The sequence below is a fragment of the Flavobacterium oncorhynchi genome (genome assembly GCF_002217355.1).
In the GTDB taxonomy this organism is placed as follows: domain Bacteria; phylum Bacteroidota; class Bacteroidia; order Flavobacteriales; family Flavobacteriaceae; genus Flavobacterium; species Flavobacterium oncorhynchi.
The window spans coordinates 17,882-35,971 of the sequence record NZ_MUHA01000019.1 but is presented as its reverse complement, the minus strand read 5'-3'; the positions used below and the strand labels follow the sequence as shown (position 1 = coordinate 35,971).

Annotated in this window: 23 protein-coding genes; 12 read left to right on the top strand and 11 right to left on the bottom strand. The window is 32.4% G+C overall.

Features of this window, described 5'->3' with window-relative positions; translation table 11 throughout:
- The first annotated feature begins 5 nt into the window (after nt 1–5).
- Entirely contained in the window at nt 6–1,259 is a 1,254-nt protein-coding gene (locus tag B0A75_RS13170; RefSeq protein ID WP_089054740.1) for a gliding motility-associated C-terminal domain-containing protein, read from the top strand.
- Between the two features lie 46 nt (nt 1,260–1,305).
- Here B0A75_RS13170 and B0A75_RS13165 read toward each other — a convergent pair whose 3' ends face one another.
- Nucleotides 1,306–1,638, bottom strand: a complete 333-nt coding sequence (locus B0A75_RS13165; protein WP_089054739.1) for a YegP family protein — start codon at nt 1,636–1,638, stop codon at nt 1,306–1,308.
- Between the two features lie 194 nt (nt 1,639–1,832).
- Here B0A75_RS13165 and B0A75_RS13160 point away from each other — a divergent pair, with 194 nt between their 5' ends.
- Entirely contained in the window at nt 1,833–2,318 is a 486-nt protein-coding gene (locus tag B0A75_RS13160) for a copper resistance protein NlpE (RefSeq protein WP_089054738.1), read from the top strand.
- Nucleotides 2,319–2,395: 77 nt separating this feature from the next.
- Here B0A75_RS13160 and B0A75_RS13155 read toward each other — a convergent pair whose 3' ends face one another.
- The 4 genes from B0A75_RS13155 to B0A75_RS13140 form a co-directional block, all read right to left on the bottom strand.
- Nucleotides 2,396–2,959: a DUF2911 domain-containing protein gene (locus B0A75_RS13155; protein WP_089054737.1), complete on the bottom strand. Its 564-nt coding sequence runs from the start codon at nt 2,957–2,959 to the stop codon at nt 2,396–2,398.
- 129 nt (nt 2,960–3,088) lie between these two features.
- Complete coding sequence (uxuA, locus tag B0A75_RS13150) at nt 3,089–4,273, bottom strand: mannonate dehydratase (RefSeq protein ID WP_089054736.1); 1,185 nt, start codon at nt 4,271–4,273, stop codon at nt 3,089–3,091.
- Nucleotides 4,274–4,304: 31 nt separating this feature from the next.
- Entirely contained in the window at nt 4,305–5,117 is an 813-nt protein-coding gene (locus tag B0A75_RS13145; RefSeq protein ID WP_089054735.1) for an SDR family oxidoreductase, read from the bottom strand.
- Nucleotides 5,118–5,258: 141 nt separating this feature from the next.
- Complete coding sequence (locus tag B0A75_RS13140; protein ID WP_089054734.1) at nt 5,259–5,708, bottom strand: YhcH/YjgK/YiaL family protein; 450 nt, start codon at nt 5,706–5,708, stop codon at nt 5,259–5,261.
- Nucleotides 5,709–5,866: 158 nt separating this feature from the next.
- Between B0A75_RS13140 and B0A75_RS13135 the strand changes: the two genes are divergently transcribed.
- The 4 genes from B0A75_RS13135 to B0A75_RS13120 all read left to right on the top strand — a co-directional run bounded on the left by B0A75_RS13135 (nt 5,867) and on the right by B0A75_RS13120 (nt 9,803).
- Entirely contained in the window at nt 5,867–6,931 is a 1,065-nt protein-coding gene (locus B0A75_RS13135) for a LacI family DNA-binding transcriptional regulator (protein ID WP_317044189.1), read from the top strand.
- 108 nt (nt 6,932–7,039) lie between these two features.
- A complete protein-coding gene (locus tag B0A75_RS13130; RefSeq protein WP_089054732.1) occupies nt 7,040–7,675 on the top strand; it encodes an HAD family hydrolase in 636 nt (211 codons plus the stop codon).
- 563 nt (nt 7,676–8,238) lie between these two features.
- Nucleotides 8,239–9,264 (top strand): NAD(P)-dependent alcohol dehydrogenase, encoded by a 1,026-nt coding sequence (locus B0A75_RS13125; RefSeq protein ID WP_089054770.1) that lies wholly within the window; start codon nt 8,239–8,241, stop codon nt 9,262–9,264.
- A gap of 164 nt (nt 9,265–9,428) precedes the next feature.
- A complete protein-coding gene (locus B0A75_RS13120; RefSeq protein ID WP_089054731.1) occupies nt 9,429–9,803 on the top strand; it encodes a SpoIIAA family protein in 375 nt (124 codons plus the stop codon).
- A gap of 146 nt (nt 9,804–9,949) precedes the next feature.
- Here the strand turns inward: B0A75_RS13120 and B0A75_RS13115 are convergent, their stop codons facing one another.
- From B0A75_RS13115 to B0A75_RS13105, 3 genes are all read right to left on the bottom strand, one after another.
- Nucleotides 9,950–10,231, bottom strand: coding sequence for a hypothetical protein (locus tag B0A75_RS13115; protein WP_089054730.1), 282 nt, complete (start codon nt 10,229–10,231; stop codon nt 9,950–9,952).
- 271 nt (nt 10,232–10,502) lie between these two features.
- Nucleotides 10,503–10,889 (bottom strand): hypothetical protein, encoded by a 387-nt coding sequence (locus B0A75_RS13110; protein WP_089054729.1) that lies wholly within the window; start codon nt 10,887–10,889, stop codon nt 10,503–10,505.
- 298 nt (nt 10,890–11,187) lie between these two features.
- Nucleotides 11,188–12,105, bottom strand: a complete 918-nt coding sequence (locus B0A75_RS13105; RefSeq protein ID WP_089054728.1) for a DsbA family protein — start codon at nt 12,103–12,105, stop codon at nt 11,188–11,190.
- Between the two features lie 165 nt (nt 12,106–12,270).
- On the opposite strand from B0A75_RS13105, the gene B0A75_RS13100 reads away from it, so the two are divergent.
- The 4 genes from B0A75_RS13100 (at nt 12,271) to B0A75_RS13085 (ending at nt 14,334) form a co-directional block, all read left to right on the top strand.
- A complete protein-coding gene (locus B0A75_RS13100) occupies nt 12,271–12,588 on the top strand; it encodes a winged helix-turn-helix transcriptional regulator (protein ID WP_089054727.1) in 318 nt (105 codons plus the stop codon).
- A gap of 35 nt (nt 12,589–12,623) precedes the next feature.
- The gene (locus B0A75_RS13095) at nt 12,624–13,022 is read left to right on the top strand and encodes a hypothetical protein (RefSeq protein WP_089054726.1); all 399 of its coding nucleotides are present in this window, start codon (nt 12,624–12,626) and stop codon (nt 13,020–13,022) included.
- A 212-nt stretch (nt 13,023–13,234) separates the two neighbouring features.
- Nucleotides 13,235–13,711: a TlpA disulfide reductase family protein gene (locus tag B0A75_RS13090; protein ID WP_089054725.1), complete on the top strand. Its 477-nt coding sequence runs from the start codon at nt 13,235–13,237 to the stop codon at nt 13,709–13,711.
- 11 nt (nt 13,712–13,722) lie between these two features.
- Entirely contained in the window at nt 13,723–14,334 is a 612-nt protein-coding gene (locus B0A75_RS13085) for a thioredoxin family protein (RefSeq protein ID WP_089054724.1), read from the top strand.
- A gap of 48 nt (nt 14,335–14,382) precedes the next feature.
- On the opposite strand, the gene B0A75_RS13080 is transcribed toward B0A75_RS13085, so the two are convergent.
- Nucleotides 14,383–15,117: an AAA family ATPase gene (locus tag B0A75_RS13080; protein ID WP_089054723.1), complete on the bottom strand. Its 735-nt coding sequence runs from the start codon at nt 15,115–15,117 to the stop codon at nt 14,383–14,385.
- Nucleotides 15,118–15,148: 31 nt separating this feature from the next.
- A complete protein-coding gene (locus tag B0A75_RS13075; RefSeq protein WP_089054722.1) occupies nt 15,149–15,880 on the bottom strand; it encodes a YggS family pyridoxal phosphate-dependent enzyme in 732 nt (243 codons plus the stop codon).
- A gap of 161 nt (nt 15,881–16,041) precedes the next feature.
- Between B0A75_RS13075 and B0A75_RS13070 the strand changes: the two genes are divergently transcribed.
- Nucleotides 16,042–16,269, top strand: a complete 228-nt coding sequence (locus B0A75_RS13070; RefSeq protein ID WP_089054721.1) for a thioredoxin domain-containing protein — start codon at nt 16,042–16,044, stop codon at nt 16,267–16,269.
- Between the two features lie 80 nt (nt 16,270–16,349).
- On the top strand, nt 16,350–16,613 hold the full coding sequence (locus tag B0A75_RS13065; protein WP_089054720.1) for a DUF2024 family protein: 264 nt from the start codon (nt 16,350–16,352) through the stop codon (nt 16,611–16,613).
- Nucleotides 16,614–16,670: 57 nt separating this feature from the next.
- Here B0A75_RS13065 and pdxR read toward each other — a convergent pair whose 3' ends face one another.
- On the bottom strand, nt 16,671–18,083 hold the full coding sequence (gene pdxR / locus B0A75_RS13060; protein WP_089054719.1) for a MocR-like pyridoxine biosynthesis transcription factor PdxR: 1,413 nt from the start codon (nt 18,081–18,083) through the stop codon (nt 16,671–16,673).
- Nucleotides 18,084–18,090: the final 7 nt, after the last annotated feature.

The window sequence follows — 18,090 nt, the reverse complement described above, 5'->3', positions numbered from 1 at the left end:
TTAAGATGAAAACGAAACATTTGAAATGGTGTATAATTACAATCTTTTACATTGGAAAGTTGTTTTCGCAAAATGTAAATACGGGTGAATTATCAGTTTTACCCAATACGCAGTTTTCTACTATTACAGATTTTGATAATAAAGTAAGCGGCGATATTTTAAATGATGGGAATTTTTATGTTTATTCTAATTTTAAAAACGATGGACTATTTACTTATACTGATTTGAGTGATGGAAAAACTTTTTTTGCAGGAAATAATGAGCAGTATATTGAAGGAACCGCGCCGCCTTATTTTCAAAATATCGAATTTAATAATATATCGAGTTTAGAGCCTTTTCGATTAGTAACTACACTTGTTATTAATAAAATAGCAGTATTTAAGAACGGAATTGTTGACGCCGCTAATGATAAAGGAAAAATAATTTTTAATGAAAATGCATTTCATTCTAATACAAGTAATTTGAGTTTTGTTGATGGGAGAGTAGAAAAAAAAGGTTCAGCGAAATTTGAATTTCCAATTGGTGACGATGTCTTTTACAGGCCATCACTAAATGAGGAAAGTCAAAATGTAAATAACATTTATACAACAGAATACTTTTTTGAAAGTATAGGAAGTATTTATCCTTATACAAGTAAAGAGGAAAAAATCATAGCAATAGATCAAGCCGAATACTGGAACTTAACTCAGGAAAAAGGAACGGATAAAGCAGTTTTAAGTTTAACATTAGACAAAAATACTACACCCGATGCTTTCTTTCAGGAAAGTAATGAAACTGAACTGGCAATTGTAAGATGGGATACAGCATCTGCTAAATGGATTAATGAAGAGGGAGTAACCGCCGATCTTCTTACCGGAGCAGATTTTACAAAACTAGTAACTACGCAAGTAAGCGGCTATGGAATTTTTACAATTGCTATGGTTAAAAAAGACAACCCGGCGCCCCCATCTGATGAAATTTTAATTTATAATGCGATTTCACCTAATGGAGATGGTATAAACGATAGTTTCGTAATTAAAGGAATTGATAAATTTCCTGATAACAGAGTTCAAATTTACAATCGTTGGGGAGTAAAAGTGTATGATGCAAAATCGTACAATGAAACGGATAATATGTTTCTTGGATTTTCAGAAGGACGCGGCACAGTAAAGAAAGATGAAGGTCTGCCAACTGGAACTTATTTTTATATTTTAGAATACAAAAAAGAAGATAAAACAGTTAAGAGATCAGGTTATCTCTATGTAAGTAATAATAGATAGAATAAAAAAACGAGGTATTTTACACCTCGTTTTTGTTTTATATTTTTTATGATGTTTGATCATCAACAACTGCGTCAGGAGCGTTTTTCTTTACAGATTCAATTCCGTTTTCTCTTGCAGCTACACTTTCATACATTTCGCTTGAACCAATTATTTGACCATTGCTGGCTTTTAAATTAAAATACGGTTTTCCATTGCTGGATTCTTTTCTGTCATAACGACCATCATCTTGTGAGTTTGTTTTTACAGATTCGATTCCGTTTGTGCAGGCCGCTTTCGTTGTATAGCCTTCACTTGTTAAAATTGTCTGGCCGTTACCAGCTTTCAAATTAAATTGAAATTCACCATTGGTTCTTTTAGTAATTACAAATTTTCCCATTTAGTTTTTTATTTAAGTTAACTATAATATTTTGCTTTCTATAAAAATACAAAACTTAGTTATACAATCGCTAGTGTCAGAAAAAATAATTAATAGGATAATTATAACGGAATATTTTCTTTACAATTTGGAGGTTTTGAATAATAGAATAAGAGATTTCTTTATATTTGAATTAAATATTAGCTATAATTATTATGAGAAAACTATGTATTGTATTAGTAATTGCAACGCTGATTTCATCTTGCAATTCTAAAAAGAAGGAAGATACAGTAGAAACTGCTGTGAAAGATTCAACAACAGTAAGTACTGAAAAAAGCACAGCCGCTAAGGTTGATGTTTATGAAGGATTATTACCGTGTGCAGATTGCAGCGGTATAGAAACTGTTCTAAAAATTTATCAAGGAGATGGCACCATGGAAAGCCATAAGTTCGAATTGTATACCATTTACAAGGGGAAATCGCCTGAAAAAGAGTTTGTAGAAAAAGGAACTTTTAATACCGAAAGAGGTTTAGAAAACGATCCAAACGGGACAATCTATGTATTGAATTGGGATAAACCGGCAGAGAACCAGATTTATTACGGTTATTACAGCGCAGATCCTGAGAAAGTATATATGTTAGATCGAGAGAAAAAAATTATCAAATCAGAGCTGAATTATGCTTTAACCTTGAAAAAGTAATAAGATAAGAATCAATTAGCTTAGATAAAAAAAGAGACCTTTTAAAGTCTCTTTTTTTAGTATATAATAATGCTTAATTATTTAATTGTAATAGGCAGTTCAACCGTTGTTTTATCCCATCCAATTACCAAATTTGCTGTAGTGCCTTGTGATGTAAAAGCAATTGATAAAGCTTCGATAACTGTAGAAACAGGTTTTACAGGAACAGATACTCGAACAACATCTTTACTTTCGTCATATGCATAACCACCCCATAAATCAAGTTCTTTGTTGATAATAATCGTCCATTTGTCTTTTTCAGGAATTGCAAATAAACTATAAGTTCCTGCAGGAACATTTTTACCGCCAATAGTTACAGGTTTGTAAAATTTAATTTCTGTATTTTCATTAGCACCAACTCTCCAAACTTCTCCATATTTTATCAAATCACCAAAAATAGTACGTCCTTTCACAGACGGTCTTGCATAGGTAACTTTGACAACAGGAGTTGGATTATCAGTTTTTTTGAACTTAACAGCTTTGTTAGGAAAATAAGAAATATCTACAGGACTTGCATCCAGTGGAGCAAATTTTACAACTTCCTGAGCTTGAACTGTAAATGCAGCAAATAAAGTAACTGCAAGTAAACTTAATTTTTTCATAGGATTACAATTTTTAGAATAAGTACAAAGTAAGTTAATAGTCAATAAAAATCACATCAATACAATTAGTTTTTTGTTAATGAATTGGTAATGACTCTTAAATTTAGTCTAAAACAACATTGAAAAAATTTAAAGAGATTTTTTAATTCCCATTTCAAGTCCTCTTAATTCAGCTAAACCACGTAATCGTCCAATTGCAGAATAACCGGGATTTGTTTTTTTCTTTAAATCATCCAGCATTTGATGTCCGTGATCTGGACGCATTGGCAGTTTGCTGTTGTTTCTTTTTTCAACCTCTAGAATTGCTTTTACCACTTCATACATATCTACATCGCCTTCAAGATGATTTGCTTCATAAAAACTGCCTTCTTCATCTCTCTGTGTACTTCTTAAGTGAATGAAATTCATTTTATCTCCATGACGTCTTACAATTCCAGGTAAATCATTATCAGCTCTAACGCCGTATGAACCTGTGCACATTGTAAATCCGTTTGATTTTGAAGGTGCTGCGTTCATTAATTCGATCAAATCTTCCTCAGTACTTACCACTCTTGGCAAGCCTAAAATTGGGTAAGGAGGATCATCAGGATGAATGGCCATTAAAACACCTTTACTCTCTGCAACTGGAATAATCTGCTTTAAAAAGTAAAACAAGTTATCTTTTAAAGCCTGTCTGTCAATATGATTATAAGCACTTAATGTAATTAAAAAATCCTCAACAGTATAAGCTTCTTCAGCGCCTGGAAGCCCAGCCAGAATGTTTTGTTGTAATTTTACCTTATCCTCATCAGTCATTGCTTCAAAATAACTTTTCGCTTTTTGAGTCTGCTCTGGTGAATATTCCCTTTCAGCACCAGGCCTTTTTAAAATAAACAATTCAAAAGCCGCAAAAGCATTAATGTCAAAACGAAGTGCTTTCGATCCGTCTTCAACCGTATAAGATAAATCAGTTCTAGACCAGTCTAAAACCGGCATAAAATTATAGCAGACACATTTAATACCGCATAAAGCTAGATTGAGAATGCTTTCCTTATAGTTTTCAATGTATTGAAGATAATTTCCAGTTTGTTTTTTAATGTCTTCATGTACAGGAATACTTTCTACAACTGACCAAGTTAACCCTGAAGCGCCTTTTTTAGGATCACCGTCTTGATATTCAATTTCGATTTTTCGTTTATTGATTTCGTCTACGCCCCAAACTTCTCCATTCGGAATATGATGTAAAGCAGTTACAATTCCGGTTGCGCCAGTTTGTGCAATATCTTGTAAAGAAACAGGGTCATTTGGTCCGAACCATCTTAATGTTTGTTCCATTTTGTATTATGTTGTTTTGTAATTTAGTTTATTAAATACTCGTTGCGGCAAATCCGCCGTCAACTTTTAAAATAGTTCCCGTTACGAATTTTGACATATCACTGCATAAGAATAAAAGAGCGCCGTCAATATCTTCTGGTGTCCCAAATCTTCCCATTGGCGTATGATCGATGATTTTTTCGCCTCTTGGAGTCAGATTTCCTTCAGGAGTTAATAATAAAGCTCGGTTTTGTTCTCCAATAAAAAATCCAGGCGAAATAGCGTTTACGCGAATTCCCTCGCCATATTTCTGTGCTAATTCAACCGCCATCCATTGTGTAAAATTGTCGATTGCCGCTTTTGAAGCTGAATATCCCACAACTCGTGTTAATGGTCTTTGAGCCGATGCCGATGAAATATTGATGATATTTCCTGATTTCTGTTTTGCAAAAACCTCCGAAAAAACCTGAGTAGGAAGCATAGTTCCTATGATATTCAAGTCAACAACTTTTTGTAAATCATCGCTTTTCATATCATAAACAGCTTGATCAGGTTGTACAGTTGCTCCCGGCATATTGCCGCCCGCAGCATTAATTAAAATATCCAAACGCCCGTATTTTTCAACAATAAAGTCTTTTGCTTTTTCTAATTCTTCTTTATTCAAAACATTGGCTTGAATCGCAAAACCCTGTCCGCCATTTGCTTCTATATGCTGTACTGTTTTTTCTGCTTTTTCAATAGATTGAGAAACGATCCCAACAATAACACCTTGTTTCGCCAAAACGTTTGCGAAATTACTTCCTAACACACCCGCACCGCCTGTAATAAGCGCAATTTTTCCTTTTAGATTAAATATTGAATCCATTTAGTTTTATTTAAAATACAATACTTTAAATTCCAAAATCTAATTTTTGAAAAGTAAAGTAGATTATATAAGTTTGATTTTAATGTTTAAGTTTTTCCTTGGAATTTGGAATTTAAAACTTGGATTTTCCCCAACAGGGAACTAGATCTTTACTTTAAAAACCAATTTTTTCAAGAAACCTTCGCCAATCATTGCTGCGTGAACATCATCAGGAAATAAAATGGCAAATTGTTTTTCCTGCAATTCAAAAAACATATCTGGTTTATCATAGAAAAAACGTACGTCTCTTTGGTCGCTGTAATCACCATTTGGTTTTGTACATTTTTCTCTTGGTTTCCAAGCAAAAGTTTCAGGACCTTGTATCGAAATTTGAATATCAATATTTTTATCATGGCATTCAAATCCTTTGATGCTTTCTTCTCTTGTACTTCCATCACCATGAATAACAATAAGTTTTAGACCTTCACAGATTTCAAACGAACCAGTTTCAAGGCTGGCAATATCAGTTTGGCTAACGTATTCAAAAGCTTTTTGAAAATTGGGATGCAGATTGTAATATTTCGCTGCATTATGTAATGAATCTATTATCATGAGGTAAGATTTAATTTTTTGTTTTTGAAATAAATAGTATAAAAGCTTCTGCCATTTATATATAATGTGTAATTTTACGTGTACGCACACGGTGTTTTACAAATGTATGTAAAATGTAAAGTATAACAACCTATTTTTGCTTAAAAAAATAGAATTTTATAATAGGCTTTTATCATTTTAACTTAAAAATAATCAATATCATAACAATAAAGAAAATTGCCGAATTAGCTAATGTTTCTCCAGGAACTGTTGACCGAATTATTCATAATCGCGGACAGGCGGCACAAGAAACTGTAGATAAAGTCAACGCTATAATTGAAGAATTTGGTTATAAACGTAATATTTTGGCGAGTAATCTGGCTTTAAATAAGAAGTTTCATTTTGCCGTTTTTCTTCCCAAACATGAAAATCTTGAATATTGGCGCAGTCAGACAGAGGGAATAGAAAAAGCCGCTGCTGAGTTTAGTAAATTCGGAATTGTTTTGGATTATTTCTATTATGATTATAATGCGGCTTCTTTTAAAGAATCAGTAAAAAAAGTAATGAGTTTTGAGTGCGACGGATTGCTTTTTGCGCCCATTTTTCATGAAGATTCCGTTCAGTTTTTAAACGAATACAAAAAAAAGAATATTCCTGTTGTGATGATCGATTCCAATATTTCAAACAATAATGAATATGCTTATGTAGGTCAAGATGCTTTTCAGAGCGGTTATTTGGCGGGAAGACTTATTAGCTTTGCAGTAAAAAATCAAAGAAACATTTTGATTTTTAAAATTACTAGAGAAATAGAAAGTACCTCAGTTTATTTGCAGCGAATAAAGGGATTTTATTCTTTTTTTGAAGACAATAATGAACTTACAAATTTTAAATTTTCTGAAGTTACTTTAAAAGATTCAAGTGTTGATGAGCTAAATCTTGAAATGTTTTCTGGAATAAGCAGCATTTTCGTGCCCAATTCAAGGGCCTATATTGCCGCTCAATTTTTAGAACAAAACAACATAAAAGGTATTCGAATTATAGGCTACGATTTATTAAAAGAAAACATAGAATACTTAAATAAAGGCGTAATTGATTTTTTGATCAATCAAAGACCCGAAGATCAGGGTTATATGGCAATTCAGTATTTGTATAAAAAAATGGTTTTAAAAGAAGATACAGAGCCCACGCATTATATGCCGCTTGAAATAATTTTGAAAGAGAATTATTCTCCAGTCAAAAAGTAATTTTTTGTCATCTATAATAATGCGGCAGTTAAGTGAATTATATTCTGTAATTTACACGAACTAGCTTTTGAGTAAGTTAAAATTGTAATTAAATGAAAATCAATAAAAATGGTTAAATGTATTATTTTCGATTGTGATGGTGTGTTAGTAGATACAGAGAAAATTGGCAACGGAGTATTGCTTGAAATGGCGTCAGAACATGGCTTTGAAATGAAAATTGAAGACGCTTATCGCAGTTTCAACGGTCGTAAGTTAAAAGATTGTTTCAAGTATATTGAAGAAACTATTGATAAAGAACTTCCAGAAACTTTTGAAACAGAATTTCGTCAGAGAAGTTTTGATGCTTTTAAAACGCAGGTTAAACCAATGGAAGGTGTTCTTGAGTTTATAGAGAAACTTACAATTCCGTATTGCGTCGCTTCAAGCGGGCCAGTCGAAAAGATTTGTTTAAATCTTGAAGTTGCTGGTTTGCTGGGTAAATTCGAGAATAAAATGTTTAGTTCATACCAAATTGAGAGTTGGAAACCAGAACCAGGAATTTTTTTGCACGCTGCCAAGGAAATGGGTTTTAATGTAAAAGACTGTATTGTGGTTGAAGACAGCGTCGCAGGTGTACGAGCCGGAATAGATGGCGGTTTTAAAGTATATGGTTTTGCAAACGGATATAATGATAGTGATTTAGAAAAGGAAGGAGCAATACTCTTTAGAAGTTACGAGGAACTTGCTGTTATTTTAAGTTTATAATAGAAAATGGCTGTCACAAAACGACAGCCATTTTTTATTTAAGATATGTCTATTTCTTGATGCGATTACTAAAGGAGCGCGTGAAATAGTTTATTTAAATTCCTAAACATTATGATTTCGTAACAATGCCATAAACATAATAGCAATTTAAAGTTCTAAAATTGCAACTCCTTAGAGAGTTTATATCAAGTATAGTTTTTTTAATTGTTTACGTTTTTTAATGAATGAAGATACGGCTCATTTTTTTTTAAATTGAACATTTATAAACGATATAAGATTCAAACTATAATGACAACAATAAAATAGTTGCTGATACTTTAAAACAAACCACTAAAGTTTATGATCTAGTATTAAAAGACAATTAAAATGTTGTGTTAGTTTATTTTTTATTTTTTTGACAAAACCTATTTCTTTACTGAAATAGGTTTTTGTGTTTTATACACTTAACCAGACCCTTGATTCTTGGTTTAGATTGCGTTAAGAAATGTATAAATAGCCTTGAAAATGTGAGAGTTGAATTTTATTTGATTAAATTTACTAAACTAACTTATAAAAAAAATCTTATGAAAGCAGTGCGTTTTTTTGGACATAAAGATGTTAGAATTGTAAATGATTTAGAAAAACCATCTCCAAAAGGTGATGAGGTATTATTAAAAATTGGAGGTGCTGGAGTATGTCACTCAGATTTACATATAATTGATGATGGCATTGTATCTGGTGTTACTTTTACATTGGGGCATGAAAACGCAGGCTGGATAGAAGAAATAGGAGAGGATGTAAAAGGATTTAAAAAGGGAGACGCAGTTTTGGTCTACGGTCCTTGGGGATGCGGTCATTGTAAACCTTGTCAGCATTCTAATGAAAATTATTGCGACCACCAGTCTGAAATGGCTTTTGGCGGCGGACTTGGATTAAATGGCGGAATGGCCGATTATATGCTTGTACCTTCATCGCGTTTGCTGGTGCCAATTCATGATTTAGATCCTGTGATTGCGGCTCCTTTAACAGATGCTGCTTTAACGCCGTACTCAGCTATAAAGAGATCATTGCATAAATTGATGCCGGATGAATATGTAGTTGTAATTGGGGTTGGCGGATTGGGTCATGTGGCTCTTCAAATTTTATCAGAAATGTGCGGCTCAACTATTATTGCCTGCGATATAACTCCAGAAAGACTCGAATTTGCTAAAAAATTAGGAGCTGCTTATGCTATTAATTCTACAGATAAAGATGCAGCCGAACAAATAAAGAAAATTACAGGAATTAAAAAAGCCAAAGTCGTAATCGATTTTGTAGGAGCAACTTCTACAATAGATTTAGGAACAAAAATAATTGGACTAGACGGTGATTTAACGATTGTTGGTCTTGGCGGCGGAAATTATGAATACAATATGAATGGTCTGCCTTTTGGTGTAAGCTTAACAAATCCTTATTGGGGTTCTAGAACTGAATTAATGGAAGTAATTGGACTTGCACTTCAAAAGAAGATTCATATTGAAGTTGAAAAATACAATTTAGATCAGGCAGTCGAAGTTTATGATAAGCTACGACATGGACAAATAAAAGGGAGAGCAGTATTAATTCCCTAATTGTAATCTTATAAAAAAAGGACTGAATGTGTGTAATAAAAAATAAAAATCTAATAGTAAATTTGAGTTGCCTTTTACTATTCTAATGGTAAAATTCGAATTAATATTTTGAAGGAATAAGACTTGGCAGACTCAAAAAATAATAACTCAAAAAGTGTAATATCATGATACATCAAATTGACACAACTGATAATTTAGTTGCTTTTAGAGCATTGGCAGAAATGACAAAAGAAGATTTTTTGATTGTTGTAGTTCCTGCCGTTGAGCATTTGGTAAAGCAGACTAATGAAATTAATTTTTTACTGGTTTTAGATACTGAAGTAGAAAAGTTTACAGCAGGCGAGTGGCTTCAAGAAGCGCTGCTTGGTCTTAAGAATCTTGGAAAATGGAATAGAGCAGCGATCGTATCAGATTCTGAAGAAATAATTTCGCTTGCAAACGGATTCGGCTATGTAGTTCCAGGAGAATTTCACGGTTTTAGAAAAGAATCTTTTAATAAAGCATTAAACTGGGTAGAAGGAAATATTAATCTTGCCTAAAAAAGTGATTTCAATTTTTCAATCAATTTTATTTTAAACTAAAAAAAACACCTGTAAATTCACGAATTGTAATCAAAAAAAATGGTGAATTTACAGGTGTTTCATTTTAGATTTCAAGTTTTTAAACGGAAGTTTAAAAACACTGCCTAATAATTATATTCGATACCGCTGCTGTCGGTTTTTTCTCTTTTCTCTTTAGAAGTTTCTGTTATCTTTTTATAGCATGCCGCTGCAAGCAAAGGTACAGCAAGACTTCCTACCACTGCGGCCGTTTTATTTTGTCCAACTTTTTTAAGTACGGCTCCAGCTAAAAGAGAACCTAATCCCGCAAATACTAAATGTTTAACTGATGGTCTGTAGTCCTTGTAATCTTTTTTTTCAGGTTTAATTCCGTGTAATAATGGGTCTATAAAATTTAGTTTTTCCATAATTATGATAATTTATTTTAATGATACCTAATTTTGTCTAATGTAATAAAAATGTTACGTTTATTCTACTTTTAACTGTTGATTTTTTTTACGGATTGTTAAACCAGAAAGAAATCATAAGATTATAAAGATCGGCGAAAATCCAGCCAAAATCAATCATCAGGGATCGTTTAACAAAAGTTTATAATAGTAAACGATAAAAACGTTAATTGTATCCTAAAGCTAGGATTGTCATGTGCTAAAAATGTTCTGTTTTAAAGTCTAGTTGATATTAGGCTCTAGGATGATTTTCAGGATAATGTTCGGCATCAAAATCAGTTAAATCTTCATCTTTATCTAAATCCCTTCCTTTCTCTAAATCATCTTCAAAGTTTAGTTCATTATTGGTACTTTGGTTTTCCTCATGATTGGTTTTTTCACTATCATTAGTGATCAAATTATCTTCATTTATAACTCGTTCTTCATTAGGAATGTTTTCCATTCTTATCGATTCATTTACACTAAAATCAGTAGTTTGATCTCGTCCGTCATCGATAAACTCTTCTTGATATTGATATGGATCTTCGTCAGGTGAAAAATTTACGGTATAATCAAAATTTTCCTGATCCATAAAATCAGGGTCTCTAAGACCATAATCTTGGTTGTTTAGCTTTTTCATAACTTTTCTATTTTTTCATTATTTCTTAGCTTCCAAAGTTTTTTATATATTCTGAAAAATAGAGAAAAAGACCTCTTTTATAGTTGATTTAGAGGAGTTTAATTCTCATTAGTTTTTAGCATATTTACAAAGGTACTTTAAAAATTGAAAAAACTTTTATAGAAAAGTAGATTATAGCTGCATAATTTTCAGGTACTTAGGTTTACTTCTGAAATCAATAGAAATTGCAGCTTGCAGTTAAGTATAAACATTAAAAAAGCCATAAAGAAAATGATCTTTATGGCTTCGGTCCAAAAAACTAACTTCTAAAATAAAGTGAATGATTTTTTATAGATATTTTCCCCAATTTTCCATCCTTAAATAATTCATCAAGTATTTCTTCCGCCTGATTATATGAAATATCTAAAATCACGGCATGTTCTTTTGGAGCCAATGTTGGATAGATCTCAAAAAGAGATAATGGATTTTCATTTTTAAATATCTTCTTTTTTGCTTCAGGATGTAATGCCAGCAAAGCATTTTCATAATAAGCATATGGTTTAGAACCATAAACTGTTAGTTGATTGTTGTTTTTATCAGCAAAAAATAAAGTTGGAAAACCTCTTACACCAAGTGTTCTCGCTAAATTTAAATCCTCCTGAAAAAGCCTTTTAGCATCTCCATCGTAATCACTTTTTAGTCTTGCAATGTCAAGATTTGCAAGTTTGGCCGCTTCAGCAATATTATCCCATTTAGCAATATTCTTTTTTTCGAGATATAATTTCTCACGTAGGATACGCATAAAAATTAGTGCTTTTTCTTTACTCTGAATTTGCGCGGCTTTCATAGCAATGCAAGAAGGATAAGAAGAATTCAATGGATCTTCAAGCCAAACATCGCCGTCAATTGGCATTTGGTAATGTTGACTTGCTTCATCCCAATGATGAGCAACGTCCGATGGTTTACTTATTCCGCCGCTGTTGTAACTCCAATCAGGCAGTAAACCGCCCATTTTGTACTCTATTTCAAAATATTCGGAATATTCCAGTTTTAGTTTTCTCAATTGCGGTTCAATTCCCCAGCATGAAGAACAAATAGGGTCTGTATAATAAATAATTTTTACAGGTTTATTTTCGGATTTAATAACCGTTGTTTCATTTGATGCTTTGCCAATTGGCATTTCGCACATACCGCTTTCAGAATCACACAGTAACGGATTTGTTTTATTATCGTTCATTCTAGAATTAGTTTGCGATTGACAGCTCGCACTGCAAATCAGGATTAATAACAGCGAAAGTATTTTCATAATTACTGTTTATAATTCTTGCTTTAGGTTTTAATTTATATTTTTACATAACAAAGCTCGTCCATATTTAATAACAAATCAATTAGTCTAAAAAAGATGACTACAGAAAGTAAAGCAGAAAAAGATAACGAATGTCCGGCACAAGCACTTTTGAAGTTATTATCAGGTAAGTGGAAACCAGAGATTTTTCTATTAGCAGTAGAGGGTCCGCTGCGTTTCAATACACTTTTAAGAGATTTAAAAGGATCAAATAAACAATCGATCGCCGTTGCTCTTCGTGAGCTGGAAGATTTCGAACTTTTAGATAAAAAGATTATCAAGCTAAAGCCGCTTCACATTGAATATACGTTATCTGAGAAGGGAAAATCGTTGATTCCTGTTTTTAAACAATTAGAATTGTTTTTAGAGAAATAGATTTTTTTTGAAGTATAAAGAAAACTTAAATAGATATGAAAAGACTAGTTTTAATTTTATTCATGCTGTTGCAATTTCCTTTAAGTTTTGGGAGTAATCAAACAGAAGAGCCATCTTCACAGAAAATTATTGGAACTTGGTATGCCGACAGGAATCGAAATACAAAATGGATTTTTACTCAAGACAGGAAAATCTATAATTATGATAAGGATGTTTTTAAGGTAATGTATGGTTATACTATTTCTCATCGCTGTCAAAACAATTCAAACGATACTGCTGAATTTTTGACTTTCATGGACAGAGACGGTAATGAATTCTGTTTTAGAATAAATGGAATTAATGAGAATAAAAACGGAATTCTATCTCTTACTAAATTGGATAATGGAGAAACGCTCTTGTTTGTTAACAATTTAAATGTAACAACTGGAAGGTAATATTAAAAAAAAAAATGTTTCGCTCCTCTGGAGCTTGAAATCATAGAGTATATAATCGCTATAAATATTATGCTTCTCTGGAGCATTTTTTTTTACTAAGTGGTCTAATTATACTAAACGTTTTTTCTAGTATTAAACTTTCATTAACAAAAACTAAAACTTCATTAGTTTATATTTGTGAGGCAAAAAATAATTCTAAAGTATTGTAAATCATGAAAATTAAGTCTGTTTTTTATCTGTTTCTATTTGCCATTTTTTCAGTTTCATCGTATAGTCAAAATGTAAAACTGCTTACAATAGATCAGCTTAATGAAAGAATTGAAAAGGGAAAAGACAGTACTTATGTTGTTAATTTTTGGGCAACTTGGTGTGCGCCTTGTATAAAAGAGTTACCGCATTTTGAAAAATTGAGTGCAGAACATAAATCAGATAAATTGGCGGTATTACTAGTAAGTTTGGATTTTAAATCAAAGCTGAATTCGAATGTAATTCCGTTTGTGAAAAGAAAAAATCTGAAAAACGAAGTATTTCTATTGAATGAAGGAAGTCCGCAGGAATTTATTGACCGTATCGATCCAAGTTGGTCAGGAAGTATTCCAGCAACGCTTTTTATAAAAAATGACAAGCGAAAGTTTGTCGAAAGTGAATTTACTTACGAACAATTATTAACTGAATATAAAAAACTGTAAATCCGAAAACCATGAAAAAAATAATTCTTTTATTAACGCTGGCGTTCTCTGCCTTTCTAGCTCAGGCGCAAACCGCAACACTTAAAGCTGGTGATACCGCTCCAGATTTTAAATTGAAAAATGTAGATAATAAAGAGGTTTCTTTTGCAAGTTTCCCAAAAGCAAAAGGTTATATAGTCGTTTTTACTTGTAATACGTGTCCATATGCAGTAGGTTACGAACAAAGAATAATTGATTTAGATAAAAAGTTCAAACCACAAGGATATCCTGTAATTGCAATTAACCCTAACGATCCAGAAGCTTCTAAAGCAGATACTTTTGATAAGATGCAGGATTTGGCAAAAGAAAAAAAATATCCTTTTCCATACTTGTTAGATCCAGGACAAAAAATTACCGATGAGTATGGTGCAAAACGTACGCCTCACATTTTTATCGTTTCTAAAACAGCAAAAGGAAATGTGGTAGAATATGTTGGCGCGATTGATAATGATCCAGAGGGTACAAAAGCAGATAAAGTTAAATATGCTGAAGATGTAATTGCAGCTTTAAAAAGCAATCAAAAACCTGCTGTAACACAAACTAAAGAAATTGGCTGTACTGTGAAAAGAAAAGCTAAAGCTTAATAATATTGTTCTATAAATGAAAACGCCTCAAAATTTTGAGGCGTTTTTTTATGAAATAGTTTCAATACGTTTCTTTTGTTCTTGAAGTTCCAATTCAGCAATAATTTGCCTTTTCATTGCTGTGTGAACATAATCTTTTGCTTCGGCATAGGAAATATCATATTTACGTGAAATATCCTGTAAATGGGCAGGAAAAACATCAAGTATTTTATCATAATACACATTCAGTTCATTTTTACTCGGCATTTCAAATTTTAGTTTAATTTGAAACCTGCGGAGCAATGCAGAATCAATACTATTGTAAAAGTTCGTAGCGCAAATCAACAAACTATCTGTTGGGAAATAATCGATTAATTGAATGATCGTATTTACCAAACGTCTCATTTCGGCAACATCTTTATCGTCACTTTCTCGGCTTCTGCCAATTTGATCAAATTCATCTAGAAATAAAACTGCTTTTTCGCGAATTGCTTTATCAAAAAGAGCCTTTACATTTTTTGAAGTTTCTCCAATTTTAGCATTAATTAAAGTGCTGAGGTTGATAATAACAATGTTTTTATTTAAAGCTGTTGCTACGGCTTTTGCAGTTGTAGTTTTACCACAGCCGGAATGGCCGTAAAGCAGTATTTTATTGTCGACGTTGAGATTGTATTTTTTTAATTCGTCAATATACTTATGCTCTTTGATTGTGTTAAGCAATGTCGTTTTGTTTTCTTCACTGAAAAGCAAATCATCTAGTGCAATTTTTTCAGTATCGTTTACAACAAGTTCGTACAGATTCATTTGTGTGTTTTATTTGATGCAAAATTATGCTTTATTCTGCAATATTTTCATTCCAGATTTCTTTTCCTAGAAAACGATTTCCAAAAATTGAAGTTCCCACTCTTACGATATTAGAACCTTCGGCAATAGCCAGTTCTAAATCCTGCGACATTCCCATTGAAAGTTTTAAATTGGTTACGTCTTCAATTTGAGCATCATAAATTTGATCCCTTATTTCTCGAAGTAATTGTAATGACGGACGCATTTTTTCTTTCTCAACGTCTAATAAACCAATTGTCATTAAGCCTTTAATTTTTAAAGTTTTATGCTTTTTTATTTTTTTAATAAAAGAGATAACTTCAGTTGGTGCAAGTCCAAATTTACTTTCTTCAAACGAGGTGTTTATTTGAATAAAAACATTGATGCTTCTGTTTTCTTTTAATAATTGTTTGTCTAATTCTTCGGCTAAAGACAATCGGTCTAAAGATTGAATACAGGATGCGTATTTTAAAACATCTTTGACTTTGTTGGTTTGAAGATGTCCAATAAAATGACGTTCTATATTTAAATCTTTCAAACCAGACTCTTTATCGCGAAGTTCCTGCATTTTGTTTTCGCCAATAAGCGTTTCGCCAGCTTCTATTGCAATTCGTATTTTTTCTGCCGAAACGGTTTTGGTTGCCAATAATAATTGTACGTCTGATGATTTTCGGTTAGAAAGTCTGCAGGCATCCTCAATTCGCTGATGAACTTGTTTTAAATTGTAAATTATATCCTCCTTCATAGCTGCAAAGGTAAAGGCATTGAGAAACGTAAAAAAGATCCAGTTTTGAGTATTTCAAATAGTCCAGTTTCTTCTATAAATGAGAAAACTGGATTATTTAAGGACTGTATATCCTTTCTAATTTTGTCATGGCAATAAAGTCAAATTAAAAACAAATACAAATGAGCAAATCAATTTTTTATCACGCCGGCTGTCCAGTTTGTGTAAGTGCCGAACACGACATTTTAAGTTTAGTTAAAGATGTTGAAGTAGTAAATATTGGAGAAGACAGAGCGAGAATTTCAGAAGCTCAAAAAGCAGGAGTACAATCTGTACCTGCCTTAGTAACTCCAAACGGAAATGTGCTTCATATTAATTTTGGAGCTTCAATTGCAGATGTAATTGGGTAGATATAAGTACCTCTTTAGAAACTATCTAAAGAGGTTTTATAGCTTTTAAATTTAGAATAATTTATATACAATAAAACAATATGAAAGTAGCAGTATGGGATACTTATGTAACTCGAAAAGACGGAGAGGTTATGCATTTTGATATTTTGGTTGATGAAAATACAAGCGATACAGAACAGGTTTTTGAATATGGAAAAGCGTATCTAAAAAGTGTTTCTCAAGAAGGTCAGCCTTTAACTTCAAAAGAATGCCGATTTTGTCATATCGATAAAGCGCCTTTGGAAATTGAAAACCAAATTCGTAAAAACGGCTTTTCGATTATCGAAATGGAAAATTGTAATTAACTAGTATTTCTTAATTTAATATAGACTGAAAATCTTGTGTTTTCAGTCTTTTTTGTTTTATAAATACTTAGAGAGCGCAATGATGCCTTCTTCTAATTGCTTTTCGTTTAGTGAGGCATAACCTAAGCGTAAACCTAAAACAGGTTTTTCAAAACTAAATTTCTCAGGATTCATGATTTTGATTCCTTTAGTTAACAGTTCATCACATACTTTTTGAAGATTGGTTTCAGTAGTTGGAACAATCCAAAAAGCCAATCCGCCTTCTGGTTTAATAAAAGTAATTTTGTCTTTAAGATGGAGCTTGCAAAGACTTTCAAAATAATCTCTTTTAGCCTTGTAAATTAAACTCGTTCGCTTAAGATGTCTTTTTATTTTGCCTTCGTTTATAAGGTTCAAGACAGCTTCTTCCATGATGTTATCACCTTGAACGTCGATGATTTTTCTGTGTTTTCCTATTTTTTCTACGTTTTCTACTGAACTTGCTAGATAACCAATTCGCAGTGCCGGCGCAACAATTTTACTTAACGTGCCTATATAAACAAAGTTTTTGGCTTTGCTGTAACTTGAAATGGGTAAAATTGGTCGCTGCCCGAAATGAAATTCATTATCATAATCATCCTCAATAATGGTGAAATTATACTGATTGGATAATTCTATCAATTTCAATCTTTTTTTTAAGCTCATTGTAACCGTCGTCGGAAATTGATGATGAGGTGTAACATAAATGGCTTTTATGTTTTTATGTTTTTTTAGATAAGCTTCAACCTCATTTAGATCTAAACCATCTAATGCAACGCTTACTGGAAGCAGTTTTGCGCCAGCATTTTCAAAAGCTTCCCAAGCAGGTTTGTAGCCGGGATTTTCAATTATCACAAAATCATCTTTAGTAAGCAAACAATGAGCCGCCAAATACATTGCCATTTGACTTCCTCTTGTGATACAGATTTCATTTGCCGAAACGTTCATCCCTCTTTTAAAATTCAGCATCTGGACTATTGCTTTTCTAAATTCGATATCACCAAGTTCAGTACTGTATCCCATAATTTGTCTTCGGGACTTTCGATTAAAGATTTCTCTGTAAGCACGAGCAAGATCATTCATCGGCGCAAGACTGCTGTCGGGTAGTCCATCATCAAAAATAAGATGCGTTTTTGCTTCTGCAATAGTTGTATTAATCTGAGAATCGTTCTGTTTATCACAAAGCATATCAGGTGATAAATCGGCAATAAAAGTACCTTTTCTATCAATTGTAATGAGCCAGCCTTCGGCAGTTAAGACGTCTAATGCTTCGATGACTGTATTTCTGTTTACGCTCAGTAAACCAGCGAGTTGTCTGCTTCCAGGTAAAGCATTTCCTGAGGTAAGTTTGTGTGATTTAATTGCGACGATAATGGCATCGGCAATTTGCAGATATAGTGCTTTATCTGATTTCTTATCTAATTGAATTTCAAATTGCCATGGTCGTAACATCTGGACT

What these genes read in the sequence shown, in the direction of transcription:
- B0A75_RS13105 (WP_089054728.1), bottom strand. Translation starts at nt 12,105, where the DNA reads ATGAACGATAATAAAACAAATCCGTTACTGTGTGATTCTGAAAGCGGT.
- B0A75_RS13140 (WP_089054734.1), bottom strand. Translation starts at nt 5,708, where the DNA reads ATGATAATAGATTCATTACATAATGCAGCGAAATATTACAATCTGCAT.
- B0A75_RS13160 (WP_089054738.1), top strand. Translation starts at nt 1,833, where the DNA reads ATGAGAAAACTATGTATTGTATTAGTAATTGCAACGCTGATTTCATCT.
- B0A75_RS13120 (WP_089054731.1), top strand. Translation starts at nt 9,429, where the DNA reads ATGATACATCAAATTGACACAACTGATAATTTAGTTGCTTTTAGAGCA.
- B0A75_RS13090 (WP_089054725.1), top strand. Translation starts at nt 13,235, where the DNA reads ATGAAAATTAAGTCTGTTTTTTATCTGTTTCTATTTGCCATTTTTTCA.
- B0A75_RS13130 (WP_089054732.1), top strand. Translation starts at nt 7,040, where the DNA reads ATGGTTAAATGTATTATTTTCGATTGTGATGGTGTGTTAGTAGATACA.
- B0A75_RS13065 (WP_089054720.1), top strand. Translation starts at nt 16,350, where the DNA reads ATGAAAGTAGCAGTATGGGATACTTATGTAACTCGAAAAGACGGAGAG.
- B0A75_RS13165 (WP_089054739.1), bottom strand. Translation starts at nt 1,638, where the DNA reads ATGGGAAAATTTGTAATTACTAAAAGAACCAATGGTGAATTTCAATTT.
- B0A75_RS13085 (WP_089054724.1), top strand. Translation starts at nt 13,723, where the DNA reads ATGAAAAAAATAATTCTTTTATTAACGCTGGCGTTCTCTGCCTTTCTA.
- B0A75_RS13095 (WP_089054726.1), top strand. Translation starts at nt 12,624, where the DNA reads ATGAAAAGACTAGTTTTAATTTTATTCATGCTGTTGCAATTTCCTTTA.
- B0A75_RS13080 (WP_089054723.1), bottom strand. Translation starts at nt 15,117, where the DNA reads ATGAATCTGTACGAACTTGTTGTAAACGATACTGAAAAAATTGCACTA.
- B0A75_RS13155 (WP_089054737.1), bottom strand. Translation starts at nt 2,959, where the DNA reads ATGAAAAAATTAAGTTTACTTGCAGTTACTTTATTTGCTGCATTTACA.
- B0A75_RS13170 (WP_089054740.1), top strand. Translation starts at nt 6, where the DNA reads ATGAAAACGAAACATTTGAAATGGTGTATAATTACAATCTTTTACATT.
- B0A75_RS13115 (WP_089054730.1), bottom strand. Translation starts at nt 10,231, where the DNA reads ATGGAAAAACTAAATTTTATAGACCCATTATTACACGGAATTAAACCT.
- B0A75_RS13110 (WP_089054729.1), bottom strand. Translation starts at nt 10,889, where the DNA reads ATGAAAAAGCTAAACAACCAAGATTATGGTCTTAGAGACCCTGATTTT.
- pdxR (WP_089054719.1), bottom strand. Translation starts at nt 18,083, where the DNA reads ATGTTACGACCATGGCAATTTGAAATTCAATTAGATAAGAAATCAGAT.
- B0A75_RS13075 (WP_089054722.1), bottom strand. Translation starts at nt 15,880, where the DNA reads ATGAAGGAGGATATAATTTACAATTTAAAACAAGTTCATCAGCGAATT.
- B0A75_RS13125 (WP_089054770.1), top strand. Translation starts at nt 8,239, where the DNA reads ATGAAAGCAGTGCGTTTTTTTGGACATAAAGATGTTAGAATTGTAAAT.
- uxuA (WP_089054736.1), bottom strand. Translation starts at nt 4,273, where the DNA reads ATGGAACAAACATTAAGATGGTTCGGACCAAATGACCCTGTTTCTTTA.
- B0A75_RS13100 (WP_089054727.1), top strand. Translation starts at nt 12,271, where the DNA reads ATGACTACAGAAAGTAAAGCAGAAAAAGATAACGAATGTCCGGCACAA.
- B0A75_RS13145 (WP_089054735.1), bottom strand. Translation starts at nt 5,117, where the DNA reads ATGGATTCAATATTTAATCTAAAAGGAAAAATTGCGCTTATTACAGGC.
- B0A75_RS13070 (WP_089054721.1), top strand. Translation starts at nt 16,042, where the DNA reads ATGAGCAAATCAATTTTTTATCACGCCGGCTGTCCAGTTTGTGTAAGT.